Here is a 15,518-nt window from a genome sequence, read left to right as displayed (position 1 = left end):
CAGGGCTGTCTCTTTTCTGGGCCGCTCGCGCTTTGCGGTGCGCACCGGCCGCAAAGCAAGGCAGGCCCAGGCGCGCCGGGCGTAGCGGCTGCGGGGCCAGCGAACGTAGCGGTAAATGGCGGCTCTAGTCGACCTTGAGCGGTCTATCGATCGCAGAAAGTCGCGTGGCCGTTATGCGAACACAATCGGCCACTCGGCCTGGATCAGAACCGGCTCCCCATGCGGAGCTTACGTGAGACGCCCGGCTGGGCAGCAGACGTGCCCTTCAGCATGGCTGCCCGGTTAATTCCGGGTCAATACCGCTTTTTCGGCGGCAACGACCGTTTGATCTGCTTGCGCAGGCGTGCCACTGCGGCTGCCTTTTTGCGCTTACGCTCTGTAGTAGGTTTTTCATAGGCGGTCCGGGCACGAAGTTCCGGAATCAGGCCGTTGCGCTCGATCGCGCGACGGAAACGGCGCAATGCAACATCTACGGGCTCGTCGGGTTTCAGAATTACGGTAGTCAATTTTTTCCTTGGTTGGGATCCGGCAGCAACGCCGAATGGAGAGGTGGATGTGCACGCAGCGTCGTGGTCCAGGTGAGGATCACGGCCGATAGTCACGTATCGTGGCATCAACGACGGCGAAAGGCGGTTCTTTGCGTTGCGCCGTCGCTGCGTTCATCCTTTTGTCGAAAATTGATTCGTCCTTTCGTCGGGTCGTACACCGAAAGTTCTAGCGTTACCCTGTCGCCCGCAAGGATGCGAATGTGATTCTTGCGGATTCGACCGGACGCATACGCCCCTGGCACCACGCCATTGTCGAGCGGCACGCGGTAGCGGCTGTCTGGCAGCGCTTCGTCGACGATAACGTCGAGTTCCAGCAGTTCTTCTTTGGCCATTCAAGGTTCCTGATCAATTGGCCGACACGGGCTCGAGGGCTGGATGGAGGAAGAAACTGCGAGCGTTGATGGACAGGCGCTCGTGCAGTGGTGGAAGCACGAAAATTGCTGGGCGGCCCTTGCGTCCTGACATCGCCTTGTCCGGGCGGTGAATCAGGTGCGCGGGGAAGAATGGTCAGACGCGGCGGCTCGCAAGACCGCTCTGGTGCGAGTCGGGGCGTGCAGTCCGGCGAGCACGGATAACGCAGGCCGCGCTGGACTATCACTCAAAGGAAAATTCGCGCCTAACCAGGACACGTCTTCTCGGCACTATGCGAATCAAGCGACTTCCGCATTGTAACCGAAGGCCGCCATGTGCCTGGCGACCAAGGTGCCTGGGTAATGCCTGGGTGCCTGGGTGCCTGGGCGCGTTTGGTTGCGCCCGCCGGGGTGCCTCTGATGCGTTGGGTGTTCCAGGTCGTTGCGTCGTCTTTAACCGCGCGTGTCGACCCAATTGCGTGCCCACTGGCTTGAGTGCCGCAACGCCTGCTCTTCACTCTTGAAATAATCGAGCGAATAGAACCAGTAGCGGCCTTCGGTGCGCGCGCTATCGATGCGTTCGAGCAGCAGGTTGGATGAATAGCTCCCGTCGGGCAAACGATGCGCCGAGGATTGGACGGCATAGCCGTTGTATTGTTGAATTTTTGTGTTTCGCATTTTAATTTTAATGATATTTGAGTGCGCACGTGCCGTGCGAAAAGTGCACGGGTGCGTCGATCCAAAGCCATTTGCGCCGGCTTACGAGAAAGTCGAAAGGCGAGAAATGGCGTTAAAGCCTGAGGAGGGAATGGGGCGCAACGAGGCGTATGGCGCTTGGTTAGCTGCTGAATAAACAGGTGCAGCTAAGGGTAATCACGCCAACTTTGGGAGACAAAGCTCCGCGAGGGTGTTGCTGCAACCCGGCGTGCGATGCCGGGTCCCTGAAACGTTACAGCGGCTTGATGTTAGCTGCTTGCAGACCCTTCGGGCCTTGTTTCGTATCGAAGCTCACCTTCTGATTTTCAGCCAGCGTCTTGAAGCCGTCGCTCTTGATTTCGGAGAAATGAGCGAACAGGTCGTCGCCGCCCTTGTCCGGGGTGATGAAGCCGAAGCCTTTGCTGTCGTTGAACCACTTAACGGTGCCGGTATCCATGAAGAATCCTTGAGAGAAAAAACGAAGATTTGCTCTGTTAAAGAGCGCGTGAAGCTTCAAGGAGGGAGAGGACAACGAATACCGCAGAGGAGCGAGCAATTGATGAACAGCAATCGAACTTCTTGAACTTCGAGCTGCACAGTACCCGCCGGGTAGACCCGCGTCAATACTTATCTTGTAACTGTTTCACCGCGCGCGCCATTCGGCAGACGAAGGGATGCGACAGGGTCTCGCTGTGTCCCTTGCCTGGCCCCGCGCAAGCCTGGCCTGAAGCGTCATGGGTCCGAATACACGCAACTGCGCACCGTGCCCTAAAATTTGTACCAGATCGGCGGATTCACTGGCTGTTTCCAGGGGCGCAGCCGATACCGGAATGACGGGGCTGCGTGCCAAATGAAGGGTACTTCATGACCGAAGACAGCCGCACGCATCGAGAAGGCCCATTTGCCCTGGCCCAAGCGTTCGACGATCACCACATCCGTATCGCCATGCGCCCTCAAATTTAGCTGTGCTTCTGCCCGGACGGCTACGCCGTCGCGCGGCGCAAACTGGATAGGTCCCACGTCGAGCCGCCCGTGATCCGCAACAAGCTACGCTGAGCCGGGCATCGGCAACGCGCGCTTTATTGTCGTGCCTTCGCGCAGTGTCGCGACGGCGCACGCGTGCGTCGACACGGATGGACAGCGCGCCTGCGCGCATATCTTGAGCATCGCCGCTCGCAGGCGCGACGAAGCGGCCTTCGCGACATTCGCGCGAGCAGACGCACGTCGCCCAGCGCGGTGTGCCGCCATGCGTGCGCGGGCGCAACCCTGGCCGGAATAGCGGCGCTGGCTCATTTCCGTCATTGCCCCCGGCGTGATGGATCGTTGCGCCCGCACTCATCGTCTGCACGGAATCGGCGACCAGCCGCGCGCGATTGCGCCCGAGCGAATGAAAAGGGCGATGTTCGATCATGATGAAAGCCCGTTCGGGCGCACGGATGTGAAGGCCCCATCCGAGCACCCATGCCACGTTCAGATCTGCTGCTGGCCGCCATCGACGAACAGTTCGATGCCGTTCACGAAGCTCGCATCGTCCGATGCGAGGAACAGCGCGGCGCTCGCGATTTCGCCCGGTTCGCCCAGACGTCCCATCGGGATCTGTGCGGCCAGGTAGTCGGCGAGACCCTGGCGCTGGGCGGCGTCGTCACCGGCCAGGTCGAGCAGGCCGGGCGTGCGGGTCGCGCCCGGGCTGATCGTGTTCACGCGGATCTGGCGGTCCTTGAGGTCGAGAATCCAGTTGCGTGCGAACGAGCGCACCGCAGCCTTCGAAGCCGAGTACACGCTGAACGCCGCTGTGCCCGCGCTGCCTGCCGTCGAACCCGTGAGAATCACCGATGCGCCCCTGGCCAGCAGCGGCAGCGCCTTTTGCACCGTAAACAGCACGCCCTTCACGTTGCGATTGAAGGTGTCGTCGAAGTGTTCTTCGGTGATGTTGCCGAACGGCAGCATCGACCCGCCGCCTGCGTTGGCGAACAGCACGTCCAGTCGGCCCTGTTCCTCCTTGATCTGCGCATACAGCGCGTCGAGCTCGTTCAGCTTCGTGGAATCGACGCGCACGCCGCTCGCCTGGCCGCCCGTTTCGCGGATGCTTTGCACGGCGGCATCGAGTTCGGCCTGACGGCGGCCTGTGAGGTACACGTGCGCGCCTTCGGCGGCGAAGCGCTGGGCGGTGGCGAGGCCGATGCCGCTGGTTGCGCCGGTGACGAGTGCGATCTTGTTGTCGAGTTTGCGTGCCATGGTATGGCTCCTTTCGGTTCGTTCAGTGGAAGTGGGGGTTGGCTGGTTCGGTGTTGCGTGCTGCGATGTGAGAAGAATATCGACGGCCCGGTCGTTTCGAAATAGAATTGATTGCAACCTAACGTTGCATAAATGAAAAGATGAGGGGTAATGGCGAAGCTGCCTGATTTCGAAGGACTCGCGATGTTCGCGAAGGTCGCCGAGGAGGGATCGTTCGCGGCGGCGGCGCGCGCGATGGGCGTGTCGGTGGCGACGGTCTCGCGCGGCGTGGCCCGGCTTGAGGACCGGCTGGGCGCGCGGCTTTTCAACCGCACGTCGCGCCAGTTGTCGCTGACCGAGTTCGGTCGCACGATCTGTGAGAAGGCTGGCGAGATCTACCGGCAGGCCGAGGAGGCGGAAAGCGCCGCGCGCGAAATGTCGGTACAGCCGCGCGGGCTGGTGCGCCTGGCCGTGCCGATGTCGTTCGGGCTGCGCTGGGTCGCGCCGCTGCTGCCGGGTTTCTTCCGCGCGTATCCGGAAGTGTCGATCGACCTGCATCTATCGGATGCGTCGGTCGATCTGGTCGCCGATGGCTTCGACGCCGCGCTGCGTATTGCCGCGCTGCCCGATTCGTCGCTGGTGGCGCGGCGGCTGTGTGCGGTAACGCAATACGTGGTGGCGTCGCCGGAATACCTGGAGCGCGAAGGGCGACCCGCGCATCCGCGCGAACTGGCGGATCGGCCATGTCTCTCGTACGCGTATCGCGCGCGTAGCGATGTCTGGCGCTTCAGGAACGACGCGGGCGAGGAGGAGCCGGTGATGCCCACCGGCCCGCTGCGCGTGACGAATTCCGATGCGTTGCTGCCCACGCTGCTTGACGGCCTCGCGATTGCCGAGCTGCCCGAGTTCATTGCGGGCGAGTATCTGGCCAATGGCCGCCTCGAAGCGATCCTCACCGACTGGTCGCTGACAAAGGGCGGTCTTTACTTCGTCACGCCGTCGGCGCGCGCGCGGCCTGCGAAGGTGGCGGCGCTGTCCGATTACTTCGCTGAACATCTTTCCGATCCGACGTGGCGATGGCCGAAGTGACTCGCTGGACAAACCGACGACCCATCATTGCATTTTTGCAATGATGGGTTTCAAACGCTTCTATTTCGCAAATTTCTCCTGATCCGTATTCTCCTTTCCACCGGCTGCACGACATCACGTCGCCAGCCACTCAACCACACGGAAAGGAAGAATCACGATGAACACGCAAGCCCACCCGAACACGCCCGATACCGCAACCGTCGCCTTCCTCGATGCGCTCAACAGCGGCACCGGCCCGGCAATCGAAACGCTCACGCCTGCCGAAGCGCGCGAAGTCCTGGCGGGCGCGCAGCGCAGCGTCGAGGTCGACGTTTCGGGCATCGACGTCACGCGCCGTACGATCGAGCAGGATGGTCTGAGCGTGCCGCTCGTCATCGTCAAGCCGCAGCATGCGCGCGGCGTGCTGCCCGTGTTCATGTTCTTCCACGGCGGCGGCTGGATTCTCGGCGACTACCCGACGCATGAGCGTCTCGTGCGTGACCTCGTCGTGCAGTCGGGCGCCGCGGCCGTGTTCGTCGAATACACGCCTTCGCCCGAAGCGCGCTATCCGGTCGCGATCAACGAGGCCTATGCCGCAACGAAGTGGGTCGCCGCGCATGGCGAGGAAATCGGCGTCGATGGCACGCGGCTCGCGGTGGTGGGCAACAGCGTGGGCGGCAATATGGCCGCCGTCGTCAGCCAGATGGCGAAGGACCGCGATGGCCCGGCGATCCGCTTCCAGGGCCTCATGTGGCCGGTGACGGACCACGCATTCGATAACGCCTCCTACGACACTTTCGAAAACGGCTACTTCCTGAGCCGCGAAATGATGAAGTGGTTCTGGAACGCGTACACGACCGACGCAGGCGCGCGCAACCAGCGCTATGCATCGCCGCTGCGCGCCACGCTCGACGAGCTGCGGGGCCTGCCGCCCGCGCTCATTCAGACCGCGCAGTTCGACGTGCTGCGCGACGAAGGCGAGGCCTACGGACATCGGCTCGACCAGGCCGGCAACGACGTGACGACGACGCAGTACAAAGGCACGATCCACGACTTCGGCCTGCTCAATGTGCTCGCCACCGACGGCCCGACGCGCGCGGCCATGCAGCAGATGGCGACGGCATTGAAGACGCGTCTGCAATAACACGCACCTATTAACACTGATATCGAGCCGCTCATGAACAACGCCAGACAACTGCTTTCTGCTTACCTTGAATCGATTCGCGACCCGCGTGCGGCGGCTGCATTATTCGCCGACGATGGCGTGCTGGAACTGCCGTATCTGAAATCGCTCGGCATCGACGCCCGCGCGCAGGGGCCGGAAGCGATCGAAGGTTTTATCGCTTCACTGCTCGCGAAAGTGCCGGATTTCGCGTTTAAAAACGTGTACTTTCTGATCGAAACACCGGAGCAGGTCTTCGCAGAATATGAGGTCGAAGCGCTCGTGCCGTCGACCGGGAAAATCTATCGGCAGATGTACGCCGGTCGGCTCGTGGCGCGCGACGGCAAGATCGCGCTGTTGCGCGAGGCACTGGATACGGTAAGGGCCGCTGACGCGTTCGAGATGACCCGTGCCGTTTGACGATGACATGGATGAAGGATCGCTTTGACGCGAGAAGCGGTCCCTCGACCTGGCATTCCCGACGGACATGAGCGACCGTTTTCATCAAAAGCCCTTCACTTCAAGGCAAGAAACCAGGGCGTTTGCGGCAGATGCGCCGTCGCGTCCCGTTCCACTTCCATAACAGTGGGGCAATCGGCAGTCAGAAGTGCAGCCGTGTCAGCACCCGCAATCGGACGTTTCCGTACGGCCCACCTCAGGATGTGAGGCCTGTGCTGATAAAAGAGTTCGAGTTGCCCTGCATCCGATGCATGACGAGCCAGGCCGAATGCCTCCTCAAGCGTCCGGCGTGGAATATGAAAACGTTGAAGTCCGCGAATCACGCGAACCTGGAACACGACCCCGTCACTGTTGTGAGGGATTGCCGCCCAAAGCAGCGCGCTGTCCATGACATGCCCCCCGTTTGGCTGCCGACCTGATTTAAAGCTCGTTGCCCTATGATGCCCCCCAAAAAATACATTTCAAAAATACGGCTGACTCGCTTTGACATTTTCACCACACGAGGATGGCGAGCTTTGACTGTCACGATGGGAATCGCGTGGAAAGATGTTGTCGACATTGGCGGGCGCTCGATACCAGGTCTTGAGGTTTGTTCGACGCCTGCCCATGTCCACGGACTCGCAAGCGCATGACTGCGCGTGCGGGCAGGCGTTGGACAAACCTGAAGACAACTTGTCAGCCGAGATGTCATGCGAATGACCGTTCCAGCTTGCTACCTGCCATAGTCTCCGTACGGGGTAGATCGACATCAACGGGCGATGTCGTGCTCGCTGCTCGAGCTGGCGGGCGCACAGAGAATGTAGTCGGGAAGACCGCCGCGGATTCATGTGGGTATCCGCCAGTATTGGCTCGACCTCGACAGCCTCGAAGCATTTACGCGCAGTGCGCCGCATTCGCGCTGGTGGGGTGTGTTTCTGCGCGATAGCATCTCGCGCTTCGCTTCGCCCCGCGACGCGCACGTGTCCCGTTCCTCTCTTGCCGTCATCGTGGCGTCGGCGCACGAGCGGGTAGAAACGCTCAAACGGTGCGTGGAACTGTGTGCGATGGCTGACGTGCCGAAGTCGGCATGAAACGAAGCGCTGCACGCGGCGATCAGCGCGATGTTAGCCGGCGGCGTGCTTCTGCCGGCGTCGAGCATCGATCACATCAGGCGCGCGATGACCGCGCGGGCACCGCCAACGGCCGCGGTGCCCGCCGCAGGCGAACAGAAGATCGGCACGGCAGCGGATCTGACGCTCGCGCCGGGAGCGTTCGAGTCTTCGCGTGGATGACTCGTTTTCTGCCGATCAGGGCGATCGCCGGGCACATGAGTCTGGAGGACATCGCGGTCCGCAAATAGCTGACCTGCTAGCGCGCTTCAATGTGAAGCGGCGCACCAACCTGATCGTCACCCTCCTGGAAAGCGGCTTCCAGCCGGGCATTCCGGCCGCCACCGAAGTCCTGGCTATGACCGGACTCCGGTGGCGGGGCAGAAGCGGGCTCACTGAACGCAGGGCCTGGACGTGGTTAGCCAGAGCCGCGAGTCACCCTTCGCGACAGGCTGCGCCCGCGCCAGCCTGGCAGGTGCGAGTCAGGCCGCGCTCAATAAGGCACCCGGTCCGCCTTGTTCTTGTACTTCTTCCACACCTCGACCGCTTCCGCGCGCATGATCTGCTGACTCGGAATCGAGCGCTCCGCCATCGGCTTGCGGATCTCGCCGTAAATCATGCTGTCGTCGAAATCACCGTATTCGAGCGCATCCTCGTTGGTCGACGCATAGAAAATATGCTCGATCCCGGCCCAGTACGCCGCGGCCATGCACATCGGACAAGGTTCCGCGCTGGTGTAGAGGGTCGCGTTACGCAGCTTGAAACTTCCGGTGGCCTTGCATGCATTGCGGATCGCCTCGATCTCGCCATGCCAGGTCGGATCGTTCTCCGCGACCACGCGATTACGGCCCTCACCGATAATCTTGCCGTCCTGCACGATCACCGTGCCGAACACTCCGCCGGCGCTGTCGATCAGAGCGGTCTTCTCCGATAGCTCGATTGCCCGTGCCATGAATTTCTTGTCGTCGTCCGTCATTCTTTCACCCTCCGTGTAGGCGGCAGCGATAACCTCGGTGCCCGCCGCCGATGTTGAGCGCCATCACGCTTCAGAATGCGAGCATGAAAACCGCCAGTTCGATGAGATACAGCGCCAGCATGGTGCAAGCCCCGAGCGCCTCGCGTTGACTGCGTCTGGCGGGCGACGGCCGCAGCCACCAGCCCATGGCCGCCACCGCGATCTTCATCAGCGGCCACGATACGAGCGATACGCTGATGGCGTTGCCAATGAACGTCGCGATCGCAACATGTTGTCCCGCGAGCAGCGGACTCAGGAAGCGTATTTCCAGCATCACCACGGGGAAGAGTACGAGCAGAACGAGGGCGGTCTGCTTCCAGGCGGGCGGCGGCTTGTCTCCGGCCGCCGGGAACCAGCCGGCGAACGGACTTGGCATCCGGTAACTCTTCCAGCTGGCGACATGCGGTTCTACGCGTTGTAACAACTGCTTGCGTTCGCTCGAACCGAGCCATGCATCGAGTTCGTCGGGACTGGAAAAACGCACCAGCGTGGTCCAGTACTGCGATGCCTCCGATACCGGAGCCTGAACCAGCGTCCCCATATAACCGGGGAACGACGACTGGCTCGACTGAATGGTTTCCGCCCACGTCCGGAAGATGATTTCCTTGCCCGGTTCCACCACCGTGGTAATGACTTCCGTGACACAGGAGAGCGGATCGAACGAATGCAGCGTGTCGTGCGCGGACGCCGTGACATGCGGGTCGCGCATCGGCGCGAGGTCCGCGATCAACTGCGCCCGCTGGGGCGCGTCCTGCCACGCCCTCAGCGCCTCGGGCGAACGAAAGCGTTGAATGATGCGCCAGTCAGCGGAACCCGCGAAGGCCGGCGCGATATCGAGCGCCAGAAAGCCTTGGGCCTGAGCGGCGGCATGCGTGAATTTCGCTTGCCAGGCCGCAAACGGCGGTCCCATGTCCGGTCGCAAGGTGATATTCGTTGTGAGTGCGGTGGCCGGCGGTCGGTTCGAGTCGTTCATTATTGTGTCCACCAGGCGTCAGAATCTGTGCGCGGCGCGTGTCCGCCGCTTTACCCGCACCCCGGATTCAGCGAGCGCTGACGAACTTAACGCACGGATAACCGGAATGCAAGTATCGCGTCACGGATCCCGGCCGTTGGCGCTTCGCCGCGAACGAACATGACGCTTGATGAACCACTGGGCCAAAGCGACGACCTTGCGCGGGCGAAGGTCGCGGGCTTCGATCTTCATTTCACGAAACGAGGCCCAAGTGAGAAGCGCCAGCGGGATTGGCCGCTCCGTGGTCGAGGCTGGGCACGTGGAGTTCCTCGTTCAACGGCTCAAACGCGGTGTCGAATCCGCTGGCCAGTGCCGCTTGCGTGGCAACCCGGTCCTCACGGCCTCAATGAGCATGCGGTGCAGGAAGCGCACCTCCCGTGTTGCGTCGAAGAACCGGTAGGGCCGCCTACCGGGCGACGGAATCCCCTGCGGCGCGTCCTTGCCCGGCGCGTATCGCCGCACTCGCGTGGTCGGGCGCGAGAACCCGTTTAGCACCTCAAGGTATCAATCTTCGTGGCGCAGCGGTGGATTCGTCCGTTCCCGTCCGGAAAGGGGTGCAACTAACTGTCTACGAGGTTATACGCAGCAAACGCCGGTTCCCGGCGCACGACCCCGGTCAACAGGGTGACGGCGCGGGCGTTTGCCTCGCGTCGTTCCGGATGCCTGCTGCTTCGAGATCCGCTGCAACTGACATTCGATCCGGAATGGCAAAAGTAGCTACGCGACGATGCTTGTGTGCGATCAAACTACGCTGGCGGCCTCGCCAACTGTTGCGGCTTTCGTTCAAGCAAGGTCCGCACCCTGCCGACGGGACCATTGAATCCGGCCCGCATGTCGGCCACGCCGGAAATCTTCATGCCGGCATGCGTGTTTGGCTGGCAACGTAAACGGATTGCACCAGGCTTCGTTCAATCGCTTCCGATTGTTTTTCGTGAAAGACATGGGCCTCATGGGCGGCCCGTGTCTTGTTTCGCGGCGGCCTCCTCGAGCTCGGACACGGTCGCCGCGATGCAATCACGATTAACCAGCACCGGCAAATGCCGATCTGCCTCGCTTTGGCAGCACGACAGGTACACTTGCGGGAAGTCGAGAAACTGGGAGGGGCCGCCTTCGTCGAACCGCATGTTTTCAAGCATCGGATCGACTTCCTTGTCCGCTGCGACGAAGCTGCGCTGCGAGAGCAATGTAGCCACATCGGCCGGGCGCGCTTCGACAACTCCTCTGTCCCGGAGAATGCGTTGGCTGTTTGCAATAGCCGTGTCGTAGTAGGTTCGATAAGCATCCTTTAGCGCGTAGATGGAATCAATAATGGCATTGGTCTCGATGTCCTTGCCGCACTTCTGCGTAAAAAGTAGCTTGCGCATGATGGCGAGCGTCGGATCCCGGGCGACGTATTCAAAAAGACAATCTCCGTAGTTGGCCGCGGCCGGCAATGGGTCCGTGCGGGCTTGCGGCGCGATCAGCATGTCCCTCAGGCGAGGCGCCCGCCACGCAAATTCCGCAAAATTGTGTCCTCCCACGAGAAGCGTCAGAGGCGCGCGATGCGCCATCACGTAGTGACGCAGACCACCGCGAAAGTCTTGAAAACGTGCGCCTGACGACAACAGCGGCTTCACGTCGAACGGCACGATATCCGCGCGTTTCAGAAATGCCGCGTGCACGATGATCTCCGCCATGGCGTCTGTGCGGCCGCGTGCGTGGACCGGTGCAGCATTGAGATTGTACGGGGTGGCAATGGCGGGGCGCGACTCATGTCCGCCATGAACAGCGCCGGTGATTTTCCGTGTCATTCTGGGTGCCTTCGTCGGGATTCAAGAGCGATACGTCATGCTATTACTAATCACCGCTGCGATTATTGCTTCGATATAACGATGCGGCCCACAGCACGAGGCTGTGTGCAGCCGCCTCCAGCGGTGTCGTCGTTGCTCACCGGGTCATCGCGAGTTTCGCTTGCGGCCTCGGTCAATGTCATGCAGGCCGGTTGCAAAGACGTCTTGCAGGCCGACCGCGTGGGGCGGGGTGCTGTCTCATGTGAACCCGTTTTGTGAGGAATGCACATGTTGTTAACAAACTCGAAGAATAGCCTTCGTCCACAATTTCCAGCTGACCTACCCGATGCAGGCTAAACCAGTAGGAGTCCTGCAACGTCTACCAAAACGGTGGCCGGGTCAAATCAGTCGAACGGATGACCCTTTCGCTGCACCCAATTCAAGGTGGCTGCATTGGACCAGGCGATCCATCCGGGGCTGATTGCGACCCGATCACCGCCACTGCTGCTGACTTTCGAGACCACGCCCTCTCCGAGGCTTATCAGAACGACGGAAGACGCTGTCACCACCGCGAGGGTTTTGCCGCCGATCGCACAGTCATGCACGCGTCCGTTGAGCGGCACGGATATCCCGTCGATATCGACAATGTCATTGGGTTCGGAAAGCAGTGCGCGCACGGACACATCGGGATCGACGCCGGAACACGCAGTATTCGGTTCGACGGCGCTTGTGCACGGCTGAGAGAGTGCGATATCGCGCCCCGTTGCGAGGTCCAGCTTGCGTGTTCCTCGCGTGTCGCAAAACGTCAGTTCGCCATTCTGGAGCCGTAGCCAGAGCGGGCGCCCGGCTGTTGCGATGGTCCCTGGACGGTACGTTGCGTTCGGCTCAGAAGTGGGCGGGGCTGTGGCAGCACCCGCCCCGAGCGCCGTTGGCGCAGTGGCCGCGATTACCGCAATTGCTGCGCCGAGCGCCAGAATGGGGGCAATTGAGGCATATCTCATTGGAGCGGCCCCAATTCACGATCCACCTGTACCTTGGTTCGCGCCATCGCGCTTGCATACTTATCCTCATCGGCCGTGTAGTAGTGGGTCTGCTTGAGCAGATGCGCGACCGCGGCGGTGTCACCATTGTTCAGCGACGTGAGAAAGTCTGCGTTGCGCTGGGCGATCTTCTGATAGCGTCCGAGCCAGCGCTTTGCGCCTTCAGTCAAGGAACCGTACGCGCGGAAGCGGCACTGTGGATGCGGTGGATCGAACACGGCTATCGATTCGCCTGCGCGGCAGCCCCAACCGTGCTTCTTGATTTCGTCGTCGCTTGCGACGTGCGCGAGGCCGCCTGCGTTGGCAACCTGCGTTTGCGCACCCGCCACGCTATCGACTTCCCAGACCCCCCGCAGATACATATGCGGTTCGTTCGGCCCAGCTTTTACGTTGCCGAGATTCCAGTTAAAGCAATAGCGCCCACTACCGGTTTCGGCCATAAATTGCGCGGCCAGTGTGCGGGCTCCATTTTGAGTCAGATCACTCCATGCCGCCATCAGCATGGTGACAACGTCTCGAGCGGTCGGCGTAGTGCGTTTCGTAACCTGTTCGTTGGGGTTATCGGTGTACTTTCTTCCACCGGCTGCGGCCTCCTGCGGCTGCGGTGTGGTGTCGATCGTGACGGACGTCCAGACGGACCCGCCGCCGTCCCTGGCTTCGACGACGAACCGGCCAACCGGAAGCCCGATGAGCTGCCATATGCGTACGTTCTGACCGGGAACCATGCCTGCTCGTTTCACGGTCACCAACGCGCTGGCTGGCCGGATCGACACATCGAGTTCCGTCATTGTCCGGGTATCGACCGGCCCCCAGACGCCCAACTCGTAGAGCTTGCCGGGCGACGTGTGGAGCACGCGGCCATTGACGTTTTCGCCATGCTTTTGAAAATTTGCCATCGAAGAACTCCATATTCCGTTTTCGTGCCAAAAGCGCAGGTGGCTTTTCCGAGGCCGTTTCAAGGGGGAGCTTCAACCTGTGCTTGACGTAGCAACTTGATGCGATCTTGCGTGTATGGACACATGTGCGAGTCCAGAGTCGAAGCAGTACGAACCAGTCCGTATCCGCGCGGCTGGCGAATGCGTTTCACTGGAATCACCAGGTCCAGCGCATGTTCGTGTCCTAGACTCAATTGCCCCAATCGCTATCGACAATTTGCGCTTGCCACTGCCCTCAAGGCGAACTGTCATCCACGCAAAACTGCGAATCAGCAACCAGACAATCCGCCGTCGCAGGCGCCGCCATCCCTCGCGTTTTCGTCGCCGTTTCCTGCGCTGCCACATGCAACCCCTTCGGCAGCAGCAGCCACATGCGCAAATGTTCCTTCGTGCGACTCGCCGCGCTCTGCGCCGCCTGACCGAAGCCATAGAAATAGTCAGCGCGCACCGCGCCCTGAATTGCACCGCCCGAGTCCTGCGCCATCATCAGCCGGTTTACGGCACCGGGCGTTTGCGGATCGTCGCGCGTTGCGACGAACACCGGCGAACCGAGCGGCGTCGTACGCGGATCGACCGCCACCGACCGGCCCGCCGAAAGCGGCACGCCGAGCGCCCCCGTCGGGCCGTTAGGCGAATCGGGAATCGGGCGGAAAAAGACGTAGCTCGGGTCCGAGGTCGCGAAGCTGTGTTTGACCGGCGCACCCGCGCCCAGCGCCGTTGCAATGTCCGCGCCGGGGCTCGATGACGCGCCGCCTGTTGCTGCTGTCGCACTCTTGTTCGCGGGCCGCGGCGCGCTCGCCGTGGCGGGCCCCGCCGAGCCGGTGCTCGAAGGTGTTGCGGCGGCGAGCTTGAAACCGCGCAGCAGCGGCGAGACGGGCTGGTCGTCTTCGTTGTCGTTCGAGCTTGCCGAGGGTGTCGGGCCGCCGCCGTTGTCGGACGGATGCGCACCGTTGGCGTCGGCGAGCGTGATGGGGTTGTCGTCGTCGGTAACGTCGATATCGACGTCGAGTCCACGGACCATCAGTCGATGCCCGCCGGTTTGTCCAGCATGCGCGATGGGTGGCAGGAACGGCCGGCCGTTCTGCTCTGCATACGCAAAACGGCGAATCGTCCCGTCGCGCATGCGGATCTTGCCCGAGCCCTGCATCTGCATCGAATACAGCATGACGGGGTCGTCAACCCACGCCAACACCGGCGCGCGAGCCGCGCCGCGTTCAATCTCAGCGCGCGTGTAGTACGGCACGATGCGGTTGCCATCCAGCCGCAGCCGGATTTTCTTGTCGCGAATGTCGGGCACGCTGTCGCGCAGGTCGAGCGCGTAGACGCCCTTTACACCGGAAGGCGCAGCCGGCGGAGCGTCCTGGAGCGCAATGACCGCCCGCCCTTCGATACGCGCCGCGGTGACGCTGCCGCGCGCTTTGCCGTTCAGGCGCCGGGCGTCGAGGTAGAGCATGTCTTCGGGAACGCCGTAGACGGGGTACACATAAGCGCCGCCGTACTGTTTGCTGCCGTTCAGCAATGGCTCGTAATAGCCGGTCATGGTGCCGTCGGGGCTGCGCTCGGCGCTGGTGATCTGATAGAGGTCGAAGTACGTTTCGAAAAAGCGGCGGATCGCGGTGGGGTTATTCGCGTCAACCGACCGCGCGGCCGTGCAAGGCGTGGCCCAGCCGCTGCGTGCGCCGACCACACCGCAGCCGCGGCGGAAGGCGTCGAGCGAGCCGCCCAGGTCGTCGCTGCTCCAGCCCGGCAGGTCAGCGAAGCGGGCGGGCTGGTAGAAGGCATGGCGCGTACCGAACGCGGCTGCCAATGCTGCGGACGGCGCTGTGGACGGCGCGGCGGACGGCGCGGCGGACGAGACCGGCGAAGGCAAGATTGCGGGGCCTGGCGGGGCAGACGCGGCGGCGTTCGACACGATGCCCGTTGCGGCGGCTCCGGGTGCGCCGCTCGATGGCGCCGCAACCTGTGTTGCTCCCGTCGATGCGGTTTGCGCCGTGACACCCGTACTTTGCGCGTTTGGCCGCGCCGCCGGTCCGATCACCACGGAACTGCCGGGATTGTCCCCCGCGCAACCGGCAAGCCATACAGCCGCGGCGAACACGAAGAGAGGTTTGTTCATTCCGGCCTCCAGAGTCTCAGCCGCATGAAAGACGACACGAAGCCGG

15 protein-coding genes are annotated in these 15,518 nt (G+C 62.2%); 3 read left to right on the top strand and 12 right to left on the bottom strand.

Going from position 1 to position 15,518, the window contains the following annotated elements; translation table 11 throughout:
• Positions 1-293: 293 nt before the first annotated feature.
• The 5 genes from rpsU to C7401_RS24590 form a co-directional block, all read right to left on the bottom strand.
• Positions 294-506, bottom strand: a complete 213-nt coding sequence (rpsU, locus tag C7401_RS24610) for a 30S ribosomal protein S21 (protein ID WP_112174021.1) — start codon at positions 504-506, stop codon at positions 294-296.
• Between the two features lie 107 nt (positions 507-613).
• Entirely contained in the window at positions 614-880 is a 267-nt protein-coding gene (gene infA, locus C7401_RS24605) for a translation initiation factor IF-1 (RefSeq protein ID WP_112174020.1), read from the bottom strand.
• Positions 881-1,351: 471 nt separating this feature from the next.
• Positions 1,352-1,576, bottom strand: a complete 225-nt coding sequence (locus tag C7401_RS24600) for a hypothetical protein (protein WP_112174019.1) — start codon at positions 1,574-1,576, stop codon at positions 1,352-1,354.
• A gap of 271 nt (positions 1,577-1,847) precedes the next feature.
• Entirely contained in the window at positions 1,848-2,051 is a 204-nt protein-coding gene (locus C7401_RS24595; protein ID WP_112174018.1) for a cold-shock protein, read from the bottom strand.
• A gap of 1,013 nt (positions 2,052-3,064) precedes the next feature.
• The gene (locus tag C7401_RS24590) at positions 3,065-3,829 is read right to left on the bottom strand and encodes an SDR family NAD(P)-dependent oxidoreductase (RefSeq protein WP_112174017.1); all 765 of its coding nucleotides are present in this window, start codon (positions 3,827-3,829) and stop codon (positions 3,065-3,067) included.
• Between the two features lie 150 nt (positions 3,830-3,979).
• On the opposite strand from C7401_RS24590, the gene C7401_RS24585 reads away from it, so the two are divergent.
• From C7401_RS24585 to C7401_RS24575, 3 genes are all read left to right on the top strand, one after another.
• Positions 3,980-4,897, top strand: coding sequence for a LysR family transcriptional regulator (locus C7401_RS24585; RefSeq protein ID WP_112174016.1), 918 nt, complete (start codon positions 3,980-3,982; stop codon positions 4,895-4,897).
• A 157-nt stretch (positions 4,898-5,054) separates the two neighbouring features.
• On the top strand, positions 5,055-6,020 hold the full coding sequence (locus C7401_RS24580) for an alpha/beta hydrolase (RefSeq protein ID WP_112174015.1): 966 nt from the start codon (positions 5,055-5,057) through the stop codon (positions 6,018-6,020).
• 33 nt (positions 6,021-6,053) lie between these two features.
• The gene (locus tag C7401_RS24575) at positions 6,054-6,458 is read left to right on the top strand and encodes a nuclear transport factor 2 family protein (protein ID WP_112174014.1); all 405 of its coding nucleotides are present in this window, start codon (positions 6,054-6,056) and stop codon (positions 6,456-6,458) included.
• 95 nt (positions 6,459-6,553) lie between these two features.
• On the opposite strand, the gene C7401_RS24570 is transcribed toward C7401_RS24575, so the two are convergent.
• The 7 genes from C7401_RS24570 to mltA all read right to left on the bottom strand — a co-directional run bounded on the left by C7401_RS24570 (position 6,554) and on the right by mltA (position 15,472).
• Positions 6,554-6,886 carry a hypothetical protein gene (locus C7401_RS24570; RefSeq protein WP_112174013.1) on the bottom strand — a complete coding sequence of 111 codons (333 nt, stop codon included), beginning with the start codon at positions 6,884-6,886 and terminating at the stop codon, positions 6,554-6,556.
• 1,192 nt (positions 6,887-8,078) lie between these two features.
• Entirely contained in the window at positions 8,079-8,561 is a 483-nt protein-coding gene (locus C7401_RS24560) for a nucleoside deaminase (protein ID WP_112174011.1), read from the bottom strand.
• Between the two features lie 70 nt (positions 8,562-8,631).
• Positions 8,632-9,510, bottom strand: coding sequence for a putative antibiotic biosynthesis monooxygenase (locus tag C7401_RS24555; RefSeq protein ID WP_220092847.1), 879 nt, complete (start codon positions 9,508-9,510; stop codon positions 8,632-8,634).
• A gap of 1,049 nt (positions 9,511-10,559) precedes the next feature.
• Positions 10,560-11,402, bottom strand: a complete 843-nt coding sequence (locus C7401_RS24540; RefSeq protein WP_146757990.1) for a hypothetical protein — start codon at positions 11,400-11,402, stop codon at positions 10,560-10,562.
• A 383-nt stretch (positions 11,403-11,785) separates the two neighbouring features.
• Entirely contained in the window at positions 11,786-12,058 is a 273-nt protein-coding gene (locus tag C7401_RS44475; protein ID WP_146757989.1) for a hypothetical protein, read from the bottom strand.
• Positions 12,059-12,378: 320 nt separating this feature from the next.
• Entirely contained in the window at positions 12,379-13,317 is a 939-nt protein-coding gene (locus C7401_RS44470; protein WP_146757988.1) for a hypothetical protein, read from the bottom strand.
• A 274-nt stretch (positions 13,318-13,591) separates the two neighbouring features.
• Positions 13,592-15,472, bottom strand: a complete 1,881-nt coding sequence (mltA, locus tag C7401_RS24530; protein ID WP_112174006.1) for a murein transglycosylase A — start codon at positions 15,470-15,472, stop codon at positions 13,592-13,594.
• Positions 15,473-15,518: the final 46 nt, after the last annotated feature.

The sequence above is a fragment of the Paraburkholderia unamae genome (assembly GCF_003268775.1).
Taxonomy (GTDB): Bacteria; Pseudomonadota; Gammaproteobacteria; order Burkholderiales; family Burkholderiaceae; genus Paraburkholderia; species Paraburkholderia unamae.
The sequence above is the reverse complement of the archived record's forward strand: the minus strand, read 5'-3'. Positions and strand labels throughout refer to the sequence as shown.